Annotated in this window: 17 protein-coding genes; 11 read left to right on the top strand and 6 right to left on the bottom strand. The window is 37.1% G+C overall.

Features of this window, described 5'->3' with window-relative positions; all coding sequences use genetic code 11:
• The first annotated feature begins 42 nt into the window (after positions 1 to 42).
• From FN756_RS03675 to FN756_RS03685, 3 genes are read left to right on the top strand one after another with little or no spacing between them, the layout of a single operon-like run.
• Positions 43 to 1086, top strand: a complete 1044-nt coding sequence (locus FN756_RS03675) for an amidohydrolase family protein (protein WP_221929007.1) — start codon at positions 43 to 45, stop codon at positions 1084 to 1086.
• Between the two features lie 59 nt (positions 1087 to 1145).
• A complete protein-coding gene (gene kynU / locus FN756_RS03680) occupies positions 1146 to 2432 on the top strand; it encodes a kynureninase (protein ID WP_185955168.1) in 1287 nt (428 codons plus the stop codon).
• Complete coding sequence (locus tag FN756_RS03685) at positions 2429 to 3811, top strand: FAD-dependent oxidoreductase (protein ID WP_142601581.1); 1383 nt, start codon at positions 2429 to 2431, stop codon at positions 3809 to 3811. The genes kynU and FN756_RS03685 overlap by 4 nt, the downstream gene beginning before the upstream one ends.
• 69 nt (positions 3812 to 3880) lie before the next feature.
• Here the strand turns inward: FN756_RS03685 and FN756_RS03690 are convergent, their stop codons facing one another.
• Positions 3881 to 4330 carry a 6-pyruvoyl trahydropterin synthase family protein gene (locus tag FN756_RS03690; protein ID WP_142601582.1) on the bottom strand — a complete coding sequence of 150 codons (450 nt, stop codon included), beginning with the start codon at positions 4328 to 4330 and terminating at the stop codon, positions 3881 to 3883.
• A 299-nt stretch (positions 4331 to 4629) separates the two neighbouring features.
• Between FN756_RS03690 and FN756_RS03695 the strand changes: the two genes are divergently transcribed.
• Both FN756_RS03695 and FN756_RS03700 read left to right on the top strand, forming a co-directional pair.
• The gene (locus tag FN756_RS03695) at positions 4630 to 4932 is read left to right on the top strand and encodes a phosphoribosylpyrophosphate synthetase (protein WP_142601584.1); all 303 of its coding nucleotides are present in this window, start codon (positions 4630 to 4632) and stop codon (positions 4930 to 4932) included.
• Positions 4933 to 4977: 45 nt separating this feature from the next.
• Entirely contained in the window at positions 4978 to 5880 is a 903-nt protein-coding gene (locus FN756_RS03700; RefSeq protein WP_142601585.1) for a histone deacetylase family protein, read from the top strand.
• A 61-nt stretch (positions 5881 to 5941) separates the two neighbouring features.
• On the opposite strand, the gene FN756_RS03705 is transcribed toward FN756_RS03700, so the two are convergent.
• The 4 genes from FN756_RS03705 to FN756_RS03720 all read right to left on the bottom strand — a co-directional run bounded on the left by FN756_RS03705 (position 5942) and on the right by FN756_RS03720 (position 9483).
• Entirely contained in the window at positions 5942 to 6742 is an 801-nt protein-coding gene (locus tag FN756_RS03705) for a DUF4382 domain-containing protein (protein ID WP_142601587.1), read from the bottom strand.
• Positions 6743 to 6942: 200 nt separating this feature from the next.
• Positions 6943 to 8289 (bottom strand): MATE family efflux transporter, encoded by a 1347-nt coding sequence (locus tag FN756_RS03710; protein WP_142601589.1) that lies wholly within the window; start codon positions 8287 to 8289, stop codon positions 6943 to 6945.
• Positions 8290 to 8353: 64 nt separating this feature from the next.
• A complete protein-coding gene (locus tag FN756_RS03715) occupies positions 8354 to 8977 on the bottom strand; it encodes an RNA-binding domain-containing protein (RefSeq protein WP_142601590.1) in 624 nt (207 codons plus the stop codon).
• A 17-nt stretch (positions 8978 to 8994) separates the two neighbouring features.
• A complete protein-coding gene (locus FN756_RS03720; RefSeq protein WP_142601592.1) occupies positions 8995 to 9483 on the bottom strand; it encodes a DUF4442 domain-containing protein in 489 nt (162 codons plus the stop codon).
• A 174-nt stretch (positions 9484 to 9657) separates the two neighbouring features.
• On the opposite strand from FN756_RS03720, the gene FN756_RS03725 reads away from it, so the two are divergent.
• The 4 genes from FN756_RS03725 to FN756_RS03740 all read left to right on the top strand — a co-directional run bounded on the left by FN756_RS03725 (position 9658) and on the right by FN756_RS03740 (position 15836).
• Positions 9658 to 10929, top strand: coding sequence for an MFS transporter (locus tag FN756_RS03725; protein ID WP_142601594.1), 1272 nt, complete (start codon positions 9658 to 9660; stop codon positions 10927 to 10929).
• 53 nt (positions 10930 to 10982) lie between these two features.
• Positions 10983 to 11885: an oxygen-dependent coproporphyrinogen oxidase gene (hemF, locus tag FN756_RS03730; RefSeq protein ID WP_142601596.1), complete on the top strand. Its 903-nt coding sequence runs from the start codon at positions 10983 to 10985 to the stop codon at positions 11883 to 11885.
• 214 nt (positions 11886 to 12099) lie between these two features.
• Entirely contained in the window at positions 12100 to 14670 is a 2571-nt protein-coding gene (gyrA, locus tag FN756_RS03735) for a DNA gyrase subunit A (RefSeq protein ID WP_142601598.1), read from the top strand.
• A 29-nt stretch (positions 14671 to 14699) separates the two neighbouring features.
• A complete protein-coding gene (locus FN756_RS03740; protein ID WP_142601600.1) occupies positions 14700 to 15836 on the top strand; it encodes a tetratricopeptide repeat protein in 1137 nt (378 codons plus the stop codon).
• 137 nt (positions 15837 to 15973) lie between these two features.
• Here the strand turns inward: FN756_RS03740 and FN756_RS03745 are convergent, their stop codons facing one another.
• Positions 15974 to 17875 (bottom strand): AAA domain-containing protein, encoded by a 1902-nt coding sequence (locus FN756_RS03745; protein ID WP_246085416.1) that lies wholly within the window; start codon positions 17873 to 17875, stop codon positions 15974 to 15976.
• Between the two features lie 188 nt (positions 17876 to 18063).
• On the opposite strand from FN756_RS03745, the gene galB reads away from it, so the two are divergent.
• Both galB and FN756_RS03755 read left to right on the top strand, forming a co-directional pair.
• The gene (galB, locus tag FN756_RS03750) at positions 18064 to 20613 is read left to right on the top strand and encodes a beta-galactosidase GalB (RefSeq protein WP_142601603.1); all 2550 of its coding nucleotides are present in this window, start codon (positions 18064 to 18066) and stop codon (positions 20611 to 20613) included.
• A gap of 210 nt (positions 20614 to 20823) precedes the next feature.
• The gene (locus FN756_RS03755) at positions 20824 to 21612 is read left to right on the top strand and encodes an MlaE family ABC transporter permease (protein ID WP_142601604.1); all 789 of its coding nucleotides are present in this window, start codon (positions 20824 to 20826) and stop codon (positions 21610 to 21612) included.
• Positions 21613 to 21620 lie beyond the last annotated feature (8 nt).

Raw genomic sequence — 21620 nt, forward strand, 5'->3', positions numbered from 1 at the left:
ATATTAAGCCTTTGCTTCAAGCTTTATGCTAATTAATAAATTATGACCTTGAAAATCGATATACATACACATATTATCCCTGAACATTTACCGGATTTTAAAACGAAGTTTGGTTACGGTGGATTTATCAATCTTGATCATCATAAACCTTGTTGTGCAAGGATGATGGTGGATGACAAGTTTTTTAGAGAGATACAGGATAATTGCTGGTCGCCTGAAACAAGAATAAAAGAATGTGATCATCATCAAATCGATGTTCAGGTTTTATCGACAATTCCTGTAATGTTCAGTTATTGGGCAAAAGGAGAAGACGCTTTAGAACTTTCCAAATTCTTAAATGATCATATCGCTGGCATCGTACAACGTTATCCAACTCGTTTTGTAGGGTTGGGTACTGTTCCATTGCAATCACCCGATCTTGCTATTAAGGAACTGGAACGCTGTGTTAAAGAATTAGGTCTGGCAGGTATTCAAATTGGCTCTCATGTAAATGATTGGAATTTGGATAATGAAAACCTTTTTCCTGTTTTTCAGGCAGCTGAAGAATTAGGAGCTGCCGTGTTCGTGCATCCCTGGGATATGATGGCCAAAGAGAAAATGCAAAAATACTGGCTACCGTGGTTAGTGGGTATGCCGGCTGAAAGTTCATTGGCAATTTGTTCGATGATTTTCGGTGGAGTATTTGAACGTTTGCCAAAATTACGCGTAGCTTTTGCGCACGGTGGAGGATCTTTCCCTGCTACAATCGGCAGAATAGAGCATGGTTTTAATGTCCGACCTGATTTAGTAGCCATTGACAATAAGGTCAATCCAAGAGAATATCTGGGCAAATTCTACCTTGACTCATTGGTTCATGACCCTCTGATGCTTGATATGTTGGTGAAATTAGTGGGAGCAGATAAGGTTGCCTTAGGAACCGATTATCCATTTCCTTTGGGAGAATTAGAACCTGGAAAACTGATTGAATCAATGCCGTATGACGACAAGATTAAAGAACGCTTACTGAGCGGCACTGCACTGGAATGGTTAAACCTTGATAAAAGCATGTTTTTAACCGCTAAAGTTCAGCCACATTTGTCATGCTGAGGAACGAAGCATCGTACACCAGATGGCACTCAATAATTATTCAATAAATAAACATTTCAATGCAAACAATTACAAGCGATATAATTTTCAGAAACGACGAAGCTTTTCCAACAGAAATGGACGCTATTGATCCATTGGCAAAATTTGCTTACCGATTTCATAAACCCAAAAACGCAAAAGGAGAGGATCTCATATATTTCTGCGGAAATTCATTGGGGCTACAACCTAAAACTGTTCGTTCCTATATCGAACAGGAACTAAAAGATTGGGAAGATTTAGGAGTTGAAGGTCATTTTCATGCTAAAAATCCATGGATGCCTTACCATGAGTTTCTCACTCAACAAATGGCAAAGGTAGTAGGAGGAAAAGCGTTAGAAGTAGTGGTAATGAATACATTGACAGTGAACCTTCATTTAATGATGGTTTCATTCTATCGTCCAACTCAACAGCGTTACAAAATTGTTATTGAATACAGTGCGTTTCCTTCTGATCAATATGCGGTAAAATCACAAATCAAATTTCATGGCTTCAATCCAGATGATGCCTTGATCGAATTATATCCTCGTGAAGGAGAAAACACAATTCGTACTGAAGATATTGAAGCTTTGATTGAACAAGAGGGTGATTCGATCGCCCTCATCATGATTGGCGGAGTGAATTATTACACAGGTCAGGCTTTTGACATGAAACGTATTACCCAGGCCGGACACAAGAAAAATATCGTTGTTGGTTTTGATTTAGCGCATGCCGCCGGTAACCTAAAACTTCAACTACACGATTGGAATGTAGATTTTGCCGTTTGGTGTTCCTATAAATATTTAAATAGCGGCCCTGGAGGAATTGCTGGATGTTTCGTTCATGAACGTCATGCTAATAATTCAGATTTACCGCGATTCACCGGATGGTGGGGACATGATAAAGCAACCCGTTTTTTAATGGGACCTGATTTTGATCCAATTCCAGGTGCTGAAGGGTGGCAAATTAGTAATGCACCGGTTTTACCAATGGCAAGTCTTCGCGCATCACTGGCTATATTTGATGAAGCAGGAATGGATGCCATTACCACAAAAAGCCGTACCATAACCGCCTATCTTGAATATCTGCTGGAAAATATAGGAAACGAAAACATTTCGATCATCACACCAAAAGATCAATCACAACGTGGTGCCCAGCTTTCCATCCGAATTAAAAACAGTAACAAGGCTTTTTTCAATAAATTAATTGATAACGGGATAATTTGCGATTGGCGCGAACCGGATGTAATTCGGGTTGCACCTGCACCACTTTATAATTCATATTCAAATGTGTTTCAATTCGCTCAAATTTTAAAACAAATCTTAGCATGAGCCAGAAAGTCATTATTGTAGGAGCGGGCCTTACCGGTTCATTGTTAACCATTTATTTAGCTCGGCGTGGATTCAACGTGGAAGTTTACGAACGCAGAGCCGATATGCGTATTGTTAACATAAGTGCAGGTAAATCTATCAATCTTGCTTTATCCACCCGAGGAATCCATGCGTTGGATCAAGTTGGTTTAGCCGAGGAAGTATTGAAAACTGCAGTGGCAATGAAAGGCCGCATGATACATTCAAATAAAGGTGAACTTACCTTTCAACCTTATGGGAAGAATGAGAATGAGTACATTAATTCAATTTCTCGTAAAGACCTGAATGTGATATTAATGAACGAAGCTGAAAAATTTCCGAATGTACAAATATATTTTAATCAGCGTTGTACGGGAATGAGCCTGGAAACTGGCGAGGCTTATTTCGTCAATGAAACACATGGCGGAAGTAGTGTAGTTTCAGGTGATACCGTTATTGGAACAGATGGTTCTGCATCAGCAATTCGGATGGAATTTCTCCGATCAAAGCATTTCAATTTTTCGCAAAGCTATGAAAACTATGGCTATAAGGAATTAACCATACCTACAGCGGAAGGAGGTGGTTTTAGAATTGAAAAAAATGCGTTACATATATGGCCTAGGGGTTCGTACATGATGATTGCTCTTCCAAATGTTGAGGGCGATTTTACTTGTACTTTATTTATGAACTATGAAAATGGGGAATATAATCTTAACAAATTGGTTGCTCGCACGGATGTAACTCAATTCTTCCAAAAAGTAATGCCTGATGCACTTGAGCTTATGCCTGAGCTTGTAGATGATTTCTTTAACAATCCTACCGGAAGTTTACTTACCATAAAATGTTATCCTTGGAATATCAACGGTAAAGCTTTATTAATGGGAGATGCAGCTCATGCTATTCTTCCATTCTTTGGTCAGGGAATGAATTGCGGATTTGAAGATTGCTATTATTTTGATAAACTGATCGAAAAGCACGGAACTGATTGGCAAAAAATATTTGAAGAATTCGGAAAGCTGCGTAAAGAAAATGCTGATGCTATAGCTGAATTGGCGCTGGAGAACTTTGTAGAGATGCGCGACCTAGTAGCTCACAAAGATTTTCTTCTGAAAAAGAAAGCGGATGTATTATTGGAAGAACGCTACCCGGAAAGATTTATTTCTAAATACGCTATGGTAACCTTCCATAGAATTCCGTACGCAATTGCAATGAAACGCGGACAAATTCAAGACCGAATATTAATGGAAATGTGCAGTAAGATTGATTCAATTGATGAATTAAATCTGGAAGAAGCTTTTGATAGAATTAAAACTGAATTTGCAAAAGCTGGAATAGAGGAGAAGCTGAAACTTGAGGTTTAAAGTTTCAAGGATTTAGGTTTTAAAATCAATGATAGTGTTTTTTAAATCCTAAATCCTTCAACCTAAATCCTAATTATCTTCAGCAAACCATTCCGCAAAAGAAGTTGGAGTTTCATGCAGTTTCAAACTATGCAATTTAATTCCATCAGGTAATCTTCTTTGGATTTTTTGAGCGAAATCAGCTAACATATTTTCACACGTTGGCTGATAATCAGTTAAAAGTACCCGTTCCATATGCTCACGTAACTGCGCTGCTAACTTTATATGCGGACTGTTTTGGTTTAAAATGGTTGCATGGTCAAAAATATCAACAATCTCAGATTTTACAATTTCTTTTAAATCTCCAAAATCCATAACCATTCCATTTTTCACGTGATTAGGATCATTAATAATAGGTCCAACAATAGTTACATATAATTCGTAACTGTGTCCATGTACATTTCGGCATTTTCCATCGTAGCCAAACAAAGCGTGCGCAGCTTCAAAATTAAAATATTTAGTTAATCGGATATTTGCCATGAATATTTTTAAAAGGGCAAAGATACTATTTATTATTCTTACAGGTCTTTTTGAAGAATTTTACAAAACTATGCCTTTGTACTTCGGGCAGGAAGTATCAATTCGCTTTGCACATTATTCATTAGAGTATAGCATTTTTTTACAATAATCTTATTTACAGCTAATTAAAATATATTATTCGTTGTTTTTTGTCATAAAACTTAGTTTAACAAAATTGTTGGATTGTTCCTTTTTTGTGTAAATTAAAATTGCAATTAATTAAATCAGGATTAACAAATTATTAAAAGAACTAAACTTCAATGAAAATTTACGATACCCTCTACGAAGCTCTAAAAGATTTAAATAAACGTGGTTATACGTTAAATTTTAATATCAAAAATGACCATTTAGCATGTCAGGAAAAGGACATTTATTGGCATCCTGAAGAATATGAAATCACAGAAGTGTATCGGTTTGAAGGAATGACTGATCCGGATGAGCAATCAATTGTATACGCTATTGAATCAAAAGATGGTGATCGTGGTGTATTAATTAGTGCTTATGGTATTTATGCTGATCCTTTAAATGATGATCTCGTAAAGAAATTACACATTCATCGTTAGCCCGCAATTTACTACTTTCGTGTTTTGTAATTTGCTGCGAAAGAAATGTTAAAAATAGCCTTCGATTCGATTTATGCGCATCCTTTGCCTGAAGGCCACCGTTTTCCAATGATTAAATACGAGTTGATTCCTGAACAGCTTTTGCATGAAGGAAGTATAAACACATTAAACCTGTTCAATCCCACAGCGCTTGATGAATCAACTATTTTACTTACCCATGACCAAGAATACTGGAAGAAATTAAAAACGCTTTCGCTTACTCCGGCTGAGGTTCGAAGAACAGGTTTTCCGCTTTCTGAAGAATTGGTTAGGAGAGAAGTTGTCATTGCAAAAGGAACTATCGATTGTGCTTTATTCGCCATGAAATATGGCGTGGCAATGAATGTTGCCGGAGGAACTCACCATGCTTTCACCAATAAGGGAGAAGGTTTTTGCTTACTTAATGATATCGCTATTGCCGCTAATTATCTTTTAACAAAATATCTGGCTAAAAAAATTCTTGTAATTGATTTAGATGTACATCAAGGAAATGGTACTGCTGAAATCTTTCAAAACAATTCATCTGTTTTCACATTTTCAATGCATGGTAAAAGTAATTTCCCCTATAAAAAGGAACGTTCTGACCTTGATATTGAACTTCCCGACAAAACCAATGACACTCTTTATTTAGGGTTACTTAAAGAAACTTTACCTCGATTGATCCAACACCAAGAACCGGATTTTATTTTCTATTTATCAGGCGTAGATATTTTGGAAACCGACAAACTTGGAAAGTTAGCTGTAAGTAAATCAGGTTGTAAAGAACGTGACCGTTTTGTTTTTGAATACTGTAAAAAGAACAATATACCAGTTGCAGTAAGTATGGGTGGAGGATATTCTCCCAAAATTACTGACATTATTGATGCCCATTGCAATACCTTTAGATTGGCGAATGAGTTATATTTCTAAGACTAAAAATAAAAAAGGTTCTGCCGTTTTCCGACAGAACCTGCTATTGGGTTTATGAATCTTATTTTTTCCTTAATGCCATAGTATCTAGCTTAGTTGTTATACCAGCTTTAATATTAACGTTTGATAATATAGTATCTCTATAAGTAGTGTCTTGAGTGTCAAATGATACTTTGTATAAACCAGCTTTCAATCCTCCAATTGAGAATTTACCTGTGGTGATATCAGAAACAGTTCCGACTGTATCCTTATTTTCATTTATTGCATAAACTTTTGCTTGTACAGTAATTGGTTTAATCACTCCTGTTAGTATACCTGAGGTGGCCTGAACAATTCCTCTGACTATTGGTTTCAATAAATACTTATCACTTCCTGATCCAGTATGAACTATTGATTTAGCTGCATCAAAATCAAGTAATAACGAATAAGCAATGCCGTCAGTAAGTTGTATCGCTTCATTTAATTTAACTTTCCAACCTGAGCTATATCCACTTGGAATTTTTAAATCATACGTTTGACCGTCAACTTTAATGCTGTTTCCTGTTTCATTTAAAAGAAGACGAACTTCCTTAATAGATCCTGTCGGAACTTCTTCACTAGCGACCAAAATATCAGGGGTTGCAGATCCGGCTTTGAAATCTAAAATGTTAAAAGTTTTGCCCGATTCCATTCGATAAGTTGTATCTCCCACAGTAACTACGATTTCTTTAACACTTAAATTAATTTGTTCATAATTACCAGGGGCATCCGTCATACGGACATTTAACCTGGTGGTTCCGGTTGAAGTTTCTTTTTGGCAAGCAGTAAAGAATACCATCCCGGCAGCTAATGCAAAGGCAGATAATAATAGGTTTTTTTTCATGTGTATTGCTAACTATTGGTTAATTGTTATACTACAGTTGCTATTATTATACCAATACTTGAAAAATTATTAACTGACTGATAAGTAATAGAATATGAAGGAAATAATTGAGGGATTATTGAAAAAAAAAATAAAAGTACGAGTAAAAAATTGCTCATCCTGTGGAATTAACCATTTGAAAACAACAGCTAATAAAGTATTTAATTCTGCATTTTTCTCGTTAAATAATTGAATCTTAAAAACAACAAAAAAGCAGCTACCAATAGACCAAGTAAAAGTGACCACCAGACACCATACACGCCATAACCAAATGTAAAACCTAGTATATAACCCAAAGGTAACCCAATTACCCAATATGCAATTAGGGTAATTGCTGTAGGTATTTTCACATCACCCATTCCTCTGAGGATTCCTAAACCGACAACTTGCAAACCATCGAATAACTGAAAAAATCCAGCTATAATTAACAATCCGGAGGCTATATAGATTACTTGAGGATCACGGACGTAAAGCGTGGGCAGGAATTTATTCGCAATCATAAATAATAGAGCACAAACAGACATGAACACAATAACCATGTGATAGCTTGCTATTGAAGAAAGACGGAGTTCATTAAAGTTTTTTTGTCCGAAATTATTACCGGCTCGAATTGCAGCTGCTGACGAAATTCCACTAGCCATCATGTAGGTTAAAGCTGCTAAACTCAAAGCAATTTGATGTGCAGCCAGTTGTTTAGCGCCCATCCAGCCAATCATAATTGCGGCTCCACTAAAGGCCCCAACTTCAAAAATATATTGCATGGCAACCGGCACTCCAATTCCAAGAATAGATCCGCCTCTTTCAAAGTTTAAATTCTTTACCCGAAAGCCCGTTAGGTATTTTCTAAACCTTTTTGATCTAAAAACATAAAAACTCATGGTAATAGCCATGATTAGTCGGTCGACTAATGTAGCAATACCTACCCCCACTATCCCCATTGGCTTTATTCCCAATAAACCAAATACTAAAATTATTCCTAAAAAAATGTTGATGATATTACCCCAGATGCTGATTTTCATGGCCTGTTTGGTAAAACCCAAACCTTCAGCAAATTGCTTAAAGGTTAAAAAGATCATAAGGGGAATGGCCGACAACCCCAATAACCCTAAAAATGGTTTAGCCTGTTTAACAACTTCCACAGGTTGTCCCAGATGTTCAAGGGCAAACAAACCTCCGAAAATGAGTAAGAAAAGCAGGAAACCTGTAATCAAATTGATCAATAAGCTGTGTGAAAGCAATCGTCCGCATTCAGGATAATTTTTTCGTCCGTTTTCTTGTGCAATAAGTGGAGTTAATCCGTATGAAATACCAATACCTGTCACCAAAAACAGGGTAAAAATACTATTCCCTAGTGATACACCAGCCAAAGGAATTGTTCCTGTTTGTCCAATTATGATGCTGTCAGATAAGGCTACTAAAGTATGCCCCAACTGTGAAATAACCACCGGATAAGCTAAATAAAAATTGCTATTATAATGTTGTTTGTATTTTGAATAGATTTTTTTCAAGGATAATTTATTGAGATAGTGAACGTAGCTTAGTACTCGCTAAAGATAAAGAAAATGCAATTTCTCAGGACGCTGTATAGAATTCCGTCTTTTCAGTTGTATGAACCCTGATTACGCCCATAAGAACAAGGTTAACCAAAATACGGGAGGCAGCGCGTTTAGAAATGTTGAGTAAATGAGTGAATTCTGGAAGTGTAATTCGATCGTTAGTATTTAAATACTCCAATAATGCTTTTTCTTTCGATGAATATTCAAGGAAAATATTGTCGCCTTTGGTTTCTTTGCGAAGCACGTCAACAACGACTTTACTCGCTAATACGCTATGATCTTTAACACGAATATAAACCCACCATTTTTTATCTTCTCCTAATGCATAATGTGGTTTCGAATCACTTTCCTTTATTTCAACCACCACAACAATTTTATCATCCACCGTAATTTCATCAAAATAAGGCTCAAGTTGCGGCCTGCAATAGAAATGTGCCGCCTGCAGAATCATGTATTTTTCTTCATCTTCCGATTTTACTCCCTTTATTATCCCATCGTCGGCCACCCCAATCAATAAACGACCACCACGATTATTGGCAAAAGAAACCATTGTTTTAGCGATTTTCTCACAACTTGTAATAGTTTTCTTGAAATCGAGGGTAACGCTTTCCCCTGCAAGAATGAGTTTTCGGAGGTTCATTTTATGATTGAAACCAATTAAAAATTTGTACCTGCTTGTTTTTGATCTTTACTCAATTTGCGCATATACACTTCGGTTGATACAACTACACAAACCTCGCCGTTTTTGTTTATGGCTTCTACCGGATAAGCCTTAACAAATTTACCAATGGTATTTAAAGCATGCTCAGCCTCGGCAACATCTTCCTCCGTTAACGAAAATTTTAATGTTAATGAAGTTTTACTCGGTTTTTTATATTGAATATGAGCACTTTTTAACCAGCCAATGATCTTTATATCTTTTTTGGCAAAAATCTGCCAAAACATGATTGAATAAAATGGATCCGCAGCGCTAAAAATAGTCCCACCGAATATGGTACCATTATAATTACGATTCAAAAAACTCTTGGAAATCTTTACTTCTGCAGTTAAAAAATCTTTTCCAAAGTTTTTTACCCAAATGCGATTAAAAAATAAAGGGGGATAGAAACGCATTAACCATTTAACAGCATTTTCTGATAACTTCATACTATAAGGTAGATATGCTACTGTCTTAAAATAAACTATTAATTTAAAATCAATTTTGCTATTCAACTATTCAAAATGATGGGCTTTTGATTGAGCTAATTAAGTCAAAATATATTTCTTCATTCAAATTCATACATAATCATTTATATATTCGCAGTTCAACTTACCAAATTCATGAAAGAATTAGCGAAGAATAAAAATATTGTTTTTCTCATCATTGTCGCAGCCTTAGGTTATTTTGTTGATATCTATGATTTGATACTATTCTCGGTTATACGAGTAAAAAGCTTGAAAGGCTTGGGTATCACAAATCCAGACCAATTATTGAATAAAGGTGTTTTTTTGATCAACTGCCAAATGGTTGGTATGTTAATCGGAGGAATATTGTGGGGTATCCTTGGTGATAAAAAAGGCCGTTTGTGGGTGCTTTTTGGTTCTATACTTACTTATTCAATTGCCAATATAGCAAACGGTTTTGTGGTTAATGTAGAACAATATGCGATTCTACGTTTTATTGCCGGAGTTGGTTTAGCGGGAGAACTAGGAGCGGGAATTACTCTGATAACTGAAAGTATGAGCAAAGAAAACAGAGGCTATGGCACCATGCTCATTGCAGGAATCGGTTTATTAGGAGCAGTAGTTGCCGCCCAGGTAGGTGGCCATTTCGATTGGCAAACCGCTTATTTAGTTGGCGGTATTATGGGGCTTGTTTTACTTGTTATGCGTATCGGTGTTTTTGAATCGGGTATGTTCCATAAAGTTAAAACTGCCAATGTTGAAAAAGGCAACTTTCTTATGTTACTTTCCTCCGGAAACCGCTTTAAACGCTTTATCAATTCCATTCTCATCGCAGTTCCTGTGTGGTTTGTAATTGGTATTCTGGTAACCTTCGCCGATAACTTTGGAAAAGCAATGGGTGCTACTGAAGAGCTAAATCCGGGGAAAGGAATTATGTATGCGTACATTGGTATTGCCCTTGGTGATTTCCTTAGCGGAACCTTAAGTCAGGTATTCAAAACTCGTAAAAAAATAGTTTATGCCTTTTTAACAGCAACATTATTTTCTGTATTATACTTTTTGAATTCACGCGGATTTAATGCTCAGTTTTTCCATATTATGTGTTTTATAATGGGATTAGCTACCGGCTATTGGGTGGTGTTTGTAACCATGGGAGCTGAACAATTCGGAACAAATTTACGTGCTACCGTCGCTACAAGTGTTCCCAATTTTGTGCGTGGTTCGGTGGTGTTGGTAACATTGGCTTTTAAAGCATTGATATCTTCAGTTGGAGTTATTAATAGCGGATTAATTGTGGGGTGCACTACTATTTTCATCGCCTACATAGCGCTTTGGAATTTGGAGGAAACCTACGGTAAAGACCTTGACTATGTGGAGAGTGATTCACACTCAACAATAAAAAAACATAGTGCTGTAACAGATAATTAAGCATTAATTCAGACTTAAGACTAAGAAATAAACACCTTAGACTATATTTGCGCATGATTACTAAAGAAGAAATCACTGATTGGCTGCGTGCTTTACAAGATGATATTTGTACCACTCTTGAAAAAACAGACGGTAAAGGAATGTTTGAAGAAGAGGTTTGGGAAAGAGAAGGAGGCGGAGGGGGACGGACCCGGATTTTACAAAATGGAAATATTTTGGAAAAAGGCGGAGTGAATTTCTCTGCAGTCCATGGTGAATTACCGGAAGCGATACAACGTTCCTTTAAAGTGGATAAAACAGATTTCTTTGCTACCGGGGTATCTATTGTGATACATCCTAATCATCCTTTGGTACCCATTATTCATATGAATGTTCGATATTTCGAAATGGGGACAGGGCAGAAATGGTTTGGAGGAGGAATTGACCTTACTCCGCATTACGTGAATGAGGATGATGCCAGGTTCTTTCATCAAACTTTAAAAAACACCTGTGATCAACATCATGCCGATTATTATTCATCCTTTAAAAAATGGGCAGATGATTACTTCTTTATTAAACATAGAGAAGAAACCAGGGGTGTAGGTGGTATTTTCTTCGACCGATTAGGGGAAACTGAACAGTTTACACTTGCTGATCGCTGGGAGTTTGTAAAATCAGTGGGAGAGGCTTTTGCCAAGATTTACGTTCCGCTCATAGAAAAAAACAGAACCAAAGCGTTTACTCAGGAGCAAAAAAACTGGCAATATCTGCGTAGAAGCAGGTATGTGGAGTTTAATCTGGTGTATGACTCCGGTACAAAATTCGGGCTGGAAACTAACGGAAGGATAGAATCCATTCTTATGAGTCTTCCTCCGCAAGCTAACTGGGCCTATAATTATAAACCTAGAGCAGGAAGCCAAGAAGAAAAAACACTAAGTCTGCTGAAAAAGAACATCAACTGGGTTTTAGCACCGTAATCTCAAAAAGATTAAGCGGTTGGGAGCGAAGATTTAAAGAAACTGTGTTCGGCATGAACAAACTGATTTGAGAGACGCATTTTGGCTAAAAGGTCATAACACGTAGGCACCTCAACCTATAATTTATTTTTTTAACATCTTTATATAACCTTAACATTTCGGGCAAATTTGTTAAATTCGCGTGCGATTATAAGTTTTACACAGAACCATAAAAATGGCAGAAGAAGAAAACAACGAGAATAACAACAGTAAGATCATTCCAATTAATATAGAAGAGGAAATGAAATCGGCGTACATCGACTATTCGATGTCCGTAATCGTTTCCAGAGCTTTACCAGACGTACGTGATGGACTTAAACCGGTTCACCGTCGTGTTTTGTATGGTATGCTAGATTTGGGTCTTGCCAGCAATAAACCCCATAAAAAATCCGCACGTATTGTAGGAGAAGTATTGGGTAAATATCACCCGCACGGGGATAGCTCGGTTTATGATTCAATGGTACGTATGGCTCAGGATTGGTCGTTACGTTATCCTTTTGTCGATGGACAAGGAAATTTTGGATCGATTGATGGTGATAGCCCTGCGGCAATGCGTTATACGGAAGCACGTCTTCGTAAAATTGCAGAAGAAATGCTGGCAGATATCAATAAAGACACCATTGATTTCCAACTCAACTTTGACGATTCATTAGAGGAACCTACTGTTCTTCCTTCAAAAATCCCTAACCTTCTGGTTAACGGAGCATCAGGTATTGCCGTAGGGATGGCTACCAACATGGCTCCACACAATTTGAGCGAAGTTATTGATGCCACTGTTGCATACATAGATAATCGTGAGATTACGATTTCAGAAATGATGCAGCATATTAAGGGCCCCGATTTTCCAACAGGCGCTACTATTTACGGATTCGATGGTATTAAAGATGCGTTTGAAACTGGTCGCGGCCGAATAGTGATGCGTGCAAACGCTGAGATCGAAACGCTGGATAATGGTCGTGAGCGTATTATTGTTTCGGCAATCCCTTATCAAATTAATAAAGCATTAATGATTGAGCGTACGGCTGAGCTCATTAATGAAAAGAAATTAGAAGGCATTTCTGATTTAAGAGACGAATCGGATAGAGATGGTATGCGTATCGTTTATGAAGTTAAACGTGAGGCCAATGCCAGCATCGTACTTAATAACCTATTTAAATACACTGCTTTACAAACTTCATTTAGTATCAACAACATTGCATTGGTTAAAGGCCGTCCAATGATGCTGAACTTAAAAGACCTTATTCACCACTTTGTTGAACATCGTCATGAGGTCATTGTTCGCCGTACTAAGTTTGAATTATCAGAAGCAGAAAAAAGAGCGCATATTCTCGAAGGTTTATTAATAGCGCTTGATCATCTTGATGAAGTAATAAACCTGATTCGTAGTTCAGCAACTCCTGAGGATGCCCGAGAGGGCTTAATGAGTCAATTTGGTTTATCCGACATTCAGGCTCGTGCTATTCTTGATATGACACTCCGCCGTTTAACAGGTCTGGAACGTGATAAGATTAAAGAGGAATATGCTGAATTGATGAAAACCATTGAACGGTTAAGATCAATTTTGGCGGATGAAGGTTTGCGTATGCAAATCATTAAAGATGAGCTTGCTGAAATGAAAGAAAAGTACGGTGATGAGCGCAAAACCATGATCGTACATGCAGAAGGTGATATCAATATTGAAGATATGATTGAAAATGAGGACGTTGTTATTACAATTTCTCATTTAGGTTATATCAAAAGGACCAAACTTACTGAATACAGAAAACAAGGTAGAGGCGGCCGTGGTTCTATGGGTGGAAGCACTCGTGAGGAAGACTTTATTGAACACTTGTTTATTGCACAAATGCATAATTACATGTTGTTCTTTACTGAACAAGGTCGTTGTTTCTGGCTCAAAGTTTATAATATTCCGGAAGGAAGCCGAACCTCTAAAGGCAGGGCAATGCAAAATCTAATTCAAATTGAAGGTGGAGATAAGGTTAAAGCCTTTGTAACCATTAAAACCTTGAATGATCCTGCATATCTGGAAAATAACTTTATCATTATGTGTACCCAAAAAGGTACCATTAAGAAAACCTCATTAGAGGCCTATTCTCGAGTACGTGTAAGTGGTATTAATGCGATTACAATTAATGAGGGTGACCAGTTGTTAGAGGCGCGTTTAACTACCGGAACTTCAGAAATACTAATGGCGCTTAAATCAGGAAGAGCAATACGCTTTAATGAAAGTACTGTACGCCCAATGGGTCGCACTGCTGCCGGTGTTCGCGGAATTACGTTAAATGGTGTTTCGGATGAAGTAATTGGCATGATTGCTGTCGACGATCAAGAAACCAATGTATTAGTAGTTTCAGAAAAAGGGTATGGTAAACGTTCTGATATTGATGAATACAGAGTTACCAACCGTGGTGGAAAAGGTGTAAAAACGATCAACATCACTGAGAAAACGGGTAATCTGATCGCTATTAAAGATGTAAAAGAAGGCGATGATCTGATGATTATCAACAAATCGGGAATTACAATCCGCATTGGTGTTGATGAGCTTCGCGTAATGGGAAGAGCAACACAAGGTGTTCGACTTATCAAATTAAACGAAGAAGATGAAATTGCGTCAGTTGCTAAAATTGATGATGCCGGTGAAGATGAATTAGAAAATTTGGAAGGAGTTGAAGGTACAGAGGGAACAACTAATTCACCTGGTGAAGATGCAGCATCAACAGATGCACCCGAAACAACCGAAAATTAATATTCAGACACTAACCAAAGAATTATATAATGAAAAAAATCTTGTTATCAGGATTGTTGCTAGCAGCAGTAACAGTTGCTAAGGCACAAAATGCAGAAGTAGAAAATGCTGAGAAAATGGTAATGCTCAAACAACTCGATAAAGCAAAAGAATCTATCGACAAAGCTGTAGTGCATCCTAAAACGACTACTTTGCCACATACATACATGGTAAAGGTTCAAGTATATACAGCTATTGCAAATGATACTTCGCGCCACAATTTGGATTACGATCCAATTCAAATTGCCTCCGAATCCTTAAAAAAGGCAAAAGAACTGGATGTTAAAAAATCAATCTCTGAGGAAGACCTTAAAAATGCTTCTTTTAACCTCTATGCAGCTGGTTACAATAAAGGATTAGGTGCTTACAATAAGGAAGACTTTAAAACTGCATTGAAGTATTTCAAGTTTGCTTCTGAAATGAATCCTTCTGATACTTCATTGTATTTAAATACCGGAATTGTAGCGGAGAAAATAAATGACAAAGAATCAGAAGAGGCAGCCTTTACAAAACTTGCTGATATGAATTACGATAAGGAGCCTTATATCTATAAAGCTTTGTATGATATCAAAAAGAATAAAGGGGACAAAGAAGGAGCAAAGGCCATTCTTGAAAAAGGCCGCTCTATTTTCCCTACTGATAATTATTTGATGATTGAAGAATTGAATATGTACCTGGCAGAAGGTAAATCGGATGTTATTGTTGACAAATTAAATAAAGCCATTGCTGCTGATCCAAGTAATAAGACGCTTCAATTTACATTAGGAGTTACGTATGAAAACCTTAAAAAACCTGATGAAGCAGCTGCAGCATACAAAAAAGCATTAGAAATTGATCCAAACTATTTTGATGCAAATTACAATTTAGGTGCATTATACTTTAACCAGGCTGCTGACATTATTAAAAAAGCTAACATGTTACCTACTAATAAAGTTAAAGAATACGATGTTGAAAAACAGAAATTCTTAAAAAAAGCAGGTGAAGCAACTCCGTATTTGGAAAAAGCATACGCTATCAATCCTAAAGATCGTAACGTATTAATTTCTCTTAAAGAAATTTATTCACGCACAGGAGCTAAAGATAAATACGCTAAAATTGACGCCGAACTGAAAGCACTAGGCGAATAAGAATAAAGAACAAACACAAAACCTGTCTTTAGTTAATAAACAAAAAAAGAGTTCTGTTAAAAATTAACAGAACTCTTTTTTATGGGTGCAATCGTACTTCAACTATCAACCTGTTCTTTGATCTTGTATCTTTCTACTCAATTGTATTCTAATTCCCACGCACTTTGATAGGCATTATTGGAATGAACATGATCTAAAAAGCTGGCATAAAATGGATGAGAACCTAGTGTTGCACTGTCGCCAAATAATAGCAATTTCTTTTTAGCTCTTGTCATGGCCACATTCATTCTTCGTGTATCAGCTAAAAAGCCAATTTCATTTTTATCGTTGCTTCTTACCAAACTGATTGCAATTAAATCGCATTCTTGCCCTTGAAAACCATCTACAGTTTTAAGGCTTATCATGGAACGATACTTATTAAGTACCGGATAATTAGTAATTTCTTCTAACAAATAATTTACCTGTGCTTTATATGGTGAAATTATCCCTATTTGTTTCATTTTATCAAGCGGTAGATTAACATCCTGCTCCAATTCCAGTAAAAACCAATCCAAATAAGTTAATAGAAGAGAGCCTTCTTCCTTATTTATCAAGCTTCGACTTCCTTCAGTAATTTCATTAAAACCACATCCTGCTGTATCAATAAAAAGCATTGGTTTTTCATCAGCATCCGTTATTTTTCTTGATTTAACACTTTCATCGGCTAACAATTTGCCCTCATAAAATTGTTGATTCGAAAATTCCATGATTTGTTCATGCATACGGTATTGAGTAGCTAACAATGTATCAACTTGTTGCCGTTGGATCGTTTTTTCAAATAAGGTAAGGTGTAAGCCTTGCTTGCCAGCTTCAATTGATTTTACAGTAGGGGGGAGTTGGCAATGATCACCAGCCATAACTACTCTTTCTGCTTTCATAATGGGAATCCAACAGGCAGGTTCAAGTGCCTGTGCAGCTTCATCGATAAAAATGGTTTTGAACGTTTTATCCCGCAATAACGAATTATTAGCGCCAACCAAGGTACATGCTATCACTTGTGCTTGCGACAGAATATCACTAACAATATAATCTTCTAATTTAAGAGCTTCTGACTTTAAATTTCGGGCTTCATCAAGCAGTAATTTTCGTTGTTGGCTTTCCGTTTTGCCGAAACTACGCTTGTATTTAAAAGCAAGGCTCCTGAACTCTTCTGATTTCTTGCGAAGATTTTTAATATCTCCAAAATATTCATGCTGACTGATTTTATTATCGATTACCAATTCAGTTAATTCTTCATTAACCCGGGCAGGATGGCCGATGCGGATTACATTTAAACCTTCTTGATGCAACCGATCGCACAATAAATCAACAGCTGTATTACTGGGTGCAGTTATTAAAACCTGCTTTTCTTTTTCAACCACCAGTTTAATTGCTTGAATAAATGTGGTAGTTTTTCCCGTTCCCGGAGGACCGTGAACAATGGCAACATCTTTTGATGCTAAAATTGCTTCTACAGCTTGATTTTGAAAAGAATTTAAATGGGATATTTCAACTTTATGATCTGCTCTTTCTGCAGAAAATGAAGGTTGATGTCCTAATAGAATTTCACGGAGTTCGGCCAAACGATTTTTTTCTGCAAGAGAAACGAGCCGGAGCGTTTCGTCCATTTCGCGATAGGAAGTTTCATCAAACAACATATCAATACCGATTTTACCATCACGAATCCATTCAGGTAATTCATCCGTATTTAAATAAATGCGTAATCGATCTTTGGTTGATGTACCAATAACCCCTTCAACACGCATTTTATCGGCTTTATTATTTGCGTTACAAAATAAAGCCGCACGTCGGCCAGTTTGTAATTGGTGCTCAATATTTTTATTTGTAGTACGTTCAAGTTCGACAAAAACTTGCTCGCCGCGTCCAATTCCAGTTTGAGTTAGCATAACCGGATACCAGGAACTTCCGTTTTTCACTCGTTCCTTTACATCCGATTCTATAACAAAACGTTTGTATTGCTGCAGATCTTCTTCCTTTTCTATCTTAAGTAATTTTCGCAAGTGTTTTAATTCATCTGCAGCCGTCATATATCATTGAAATTTCAGGCAAAGATGAGCTTTTGATTTGAATTAGAGATAAATTGATTGATTAGATAGTTAAAAAAGCGTATCACTTACTTGTTGTTTTTTATAATATTGCGTGAGTTAACAATAAAGTAGTTAAATCTGTATCCACCGAACATACAAACATGATAAGAAAAACAAGAATTGTAACAGGAGTAATTGCAGCCATTGCATTACGAATCATTGTTCCACTTTCAGCTGCGGCCCAAGTAAATAAATCAATGGTACGAATGGGTTCTTCCGATGTACAGTCTTTTGATAAAGAATGGCTGTTCATGCGCTATGGTTTACAACCTGACGGATCACGTGTAGAAGAACCTAAAGACCTGGAAAGCATAACATATTCTGATGCTAATTGGCAGCGGCTTGATCTACCGCATGATTGGGCCATTACCGGACCGTTTCGGATAGATCTTGCCGGAGAGACGGGTAAATTACCATGGAAAGGCATTGGCTGGTACCGCAAACACTTTGTTGTACCGTCAGAGGATGCAGGGAAAAAAATATTTATTGATTTTGACGGGGCTATGGCGAATGCAGAAATATGGCTCAACGGAAAATACGTAGGCACTTGGCCATACGGTTACAGTTCTTTCCGTATGGATTTATCTCCTTTTGTTTTGATTGGAAAAGAAAATGTAATTGCTGTTAAATTAAATACTGAAAAATGGGATTCTCGCTGGTATCCCGGCGCCGGTATTTATCGCCATACCTGGTTGGTAAAAACAGACCCCGTGCATGTAGCGCATTGGGGCACAACGATTACAACACCTGAAGTAACTGATCATTCGGCAATTGTAAAAGTAAAAGTAAAGGTCGACAACCAACAAAACAACACGGTAAAAGCAGATGTGCAAACTGTCATCTATGAATTTGCTGAGAATAAAACGCTAGGATCAAAAGTGGCTGCTCTTAAACCTCTATCCATTACTTTAGAGGCAGGGGCCAGCGCTGAGCTAGAGGCACAGGTTAACCTTAATAATCCTAAGCGTTGGGACCTTGAAAAACCCAACCTTTATGTAGCACAAACTATAATCAGTGTTAACGGAAAATTAACCGATACTTATTCAACTTCTTTTGGAGTACGTACAATACAATTTACGGCAAGAGATGGCTTTTTATTAAACGGCAAAAGAGTTCAAATACAAGGCACTTGTAATCATCATGATTTAGGCGCTTTGGGTGCTGCTATTAATACGAGCGCTTTACGTCGTCAATTAGTGATACTTAAAAATATGGGCTGTAATTCGTTACGCACTTCGCACAACCCACCAGCTCCTGAATTATTGGAATTGGCCGATGAAATGGGATTTTTAGTTTGGGATGAAGCCTTTGATTGTTGGAAAAGAGGGAAAAAGAAAAATGATTATAACAAACTGTTTGATCAGTGGCACGAAAAAGATTTAAACGCATTGGTACAACGTGATCGTAATCATCCCAGCGTGTTTATTTGGAGTATTGGCAATGAAGTGATGGATCAACGAGACGTTGCTTTAACCAAGCATCTGGTTGATATTGTGCACCGTGAAGATCCAACTCGTCCTGTTTCAAATGGTTACAATGACCCTGACGGTGGGAGAGAGTCGGGGGCAGTAGTGGCCTTAGATATAATGGGAGTGAATTACTTTTTTAACCAGCAACCGAAGTGGGATGCCGATCTGCGTTATGCTAAAAAACCAACTATTGGCAGCGAAACTTCAAGTTGTGTAAGTTCCCGTGGTGAATACTTTTTTGGAAAAGAGTACAAAAACTGGCAAATAACATCGTATGATTCTGCCAAACCTGGTTGGGGATGCTCGCCTGATGAACAATTTCGTACCAATGCAAAATATCCTCATTTATTGGGTGAATACGTGTGGACAGGTTTTGATTATTTAGGAGAACCCACACCGTATGGATCAGATGAAACCAATTTGCTCAACTTTAGAAATGATCCTTCTAAAAAAGAAGAATTGAAAAAGAAGCTAGAGGAAATGCAAAAGAGTAATCCTCCATCACGCAGTAGCTATTTTGGTATTGTAGACCTTGCCGGTTTTCCTAAGGATCGTTATTACTTGTACCAATCTCATTGGCGCCCTGATTATCCAATGGCTCATATTCTTCCGCATTGGAATTGGAACGAAAGAATAGATTCAATCACGCCTGTACATGTTTATACTTCAGGTGATGAAGCCGAATTATTTTTGAATGGCAAAAGCCTTGGTCGTAAATCTAAAAAGGAAAACCAAGATTTTCGTTTGGTTTGGAATGATGTAAAATACAATCCAGGTGAATTAAAAGTAGTTACGTATAAAAATGGTAAAAAATGGGCGACGGACGTAGTAAAAACGACTGGTGAACCCGCAAAACTTGCTCTTAGCTCCAATCGTAAACAAATTGCTAACGATGGACAGGATTTGGCTTTCATAACCCTGCAGGTTCAGGATAAGAATGGATTAACAGTTCCGCGAACTCAACCGGAAATTCATTTCGAAATTGAAGGCCCTGGTGAAATTGTAGGAACGGATAATGGAGATGCAACCAGTTTTGAATCATTTCAAAGCCCAAATAAGCATGCGTTTAATGGAATGGCTCTGGTTATAGTTAAAGCTAAACCAGGACTTAAAGGAAATATTGTAGTAAAAGCCAGCAGTAACAATCTTACGAGTTCTCGTGCAAACGTAGTAGTTCAGTAATTCTCAATAAAAAAGTAGTATAGCAGGGCGCATAAAAGCGCCCTTTGTTTTTTTATAAGGGGAGCTAAGATCGCAGTATTATATAATTTACTTAACATAATATTAATTATAGGAAAAACCATTAGCGACTTATTGACTCACCCTTAACCAGTGTTGCCGTAAATTGTTTAGGTCATAAGTTATGGGTATAGATTTTGTACCCGATTATTAATGGAACCAAATTCGAAACAAAAATTTATCATTTCAAAAAAGATTGATGAGTTTTTCATTGATATTTATAAGGTTTTTAGTTTTATTTCGCGTTTCTTTAAAGAAGCTTTTTCTCCACCTTTCGAATTCCAGGAAATAATAAAACAATGCTACGAAGTTGGGTATAAATCTCTTGTTTTAATCTCTTTAACAGGCTTTATAACCGGCTTGGTATTTACAAAACAATCGCGACCCTCATTGTCTTCATTTGGAGCAAGTTCTTGGCTACCTTCACTTGTTTCTATTGCTATTGTAAGGGCCATGGCACCTTTAATTACTGCTTTAATTACCGCAGGAAAAGTTGGTTCTCATATGGGGGCTGAATTGGGTTCAATGAAAGTAACTGAACAAATTGATGCCATGGAAGTTTCAGCAACTAACCCATTTAAGTTTTTAGTAGTAACACGTGTTTTGGCCATAACTTTAATGCTGCCAATCCTTGTCATGTACTTTGGATTCATTGGTATGATGGGATCCTTTATGAATGTACATGCTAATGAATTAACCAGTTATACAGCTTTTTTTAAAGAGGCATTTAGTTCCATTTCTTTCTTAGATATATTTTCATCAGTCCTTAAATCCATTGTTTTTGGATTCACTGTTGGTATTGCAGGATGTTATCAAGGCTATAATGCTCAATATGGAACAGTTGGTGTAGGAAAAGCAGCTAATACTGCCGTTGTGGTTGCTATGTTTCTCATTTTTATTGAAGAGATGATTATTGTACAATTTGTTAATGCCATAAGGTAAATTCAATC

Origin of the sequence: Solitalea koreensis (assembly GCF_900182575.1) — a bacterium.
Lineage (GTDB): Bacteria > Bacteroidota > Bacteroidia > Sphingobacteriales > Sphingobacteriaceae > Solitalea > Solitalea koreensis.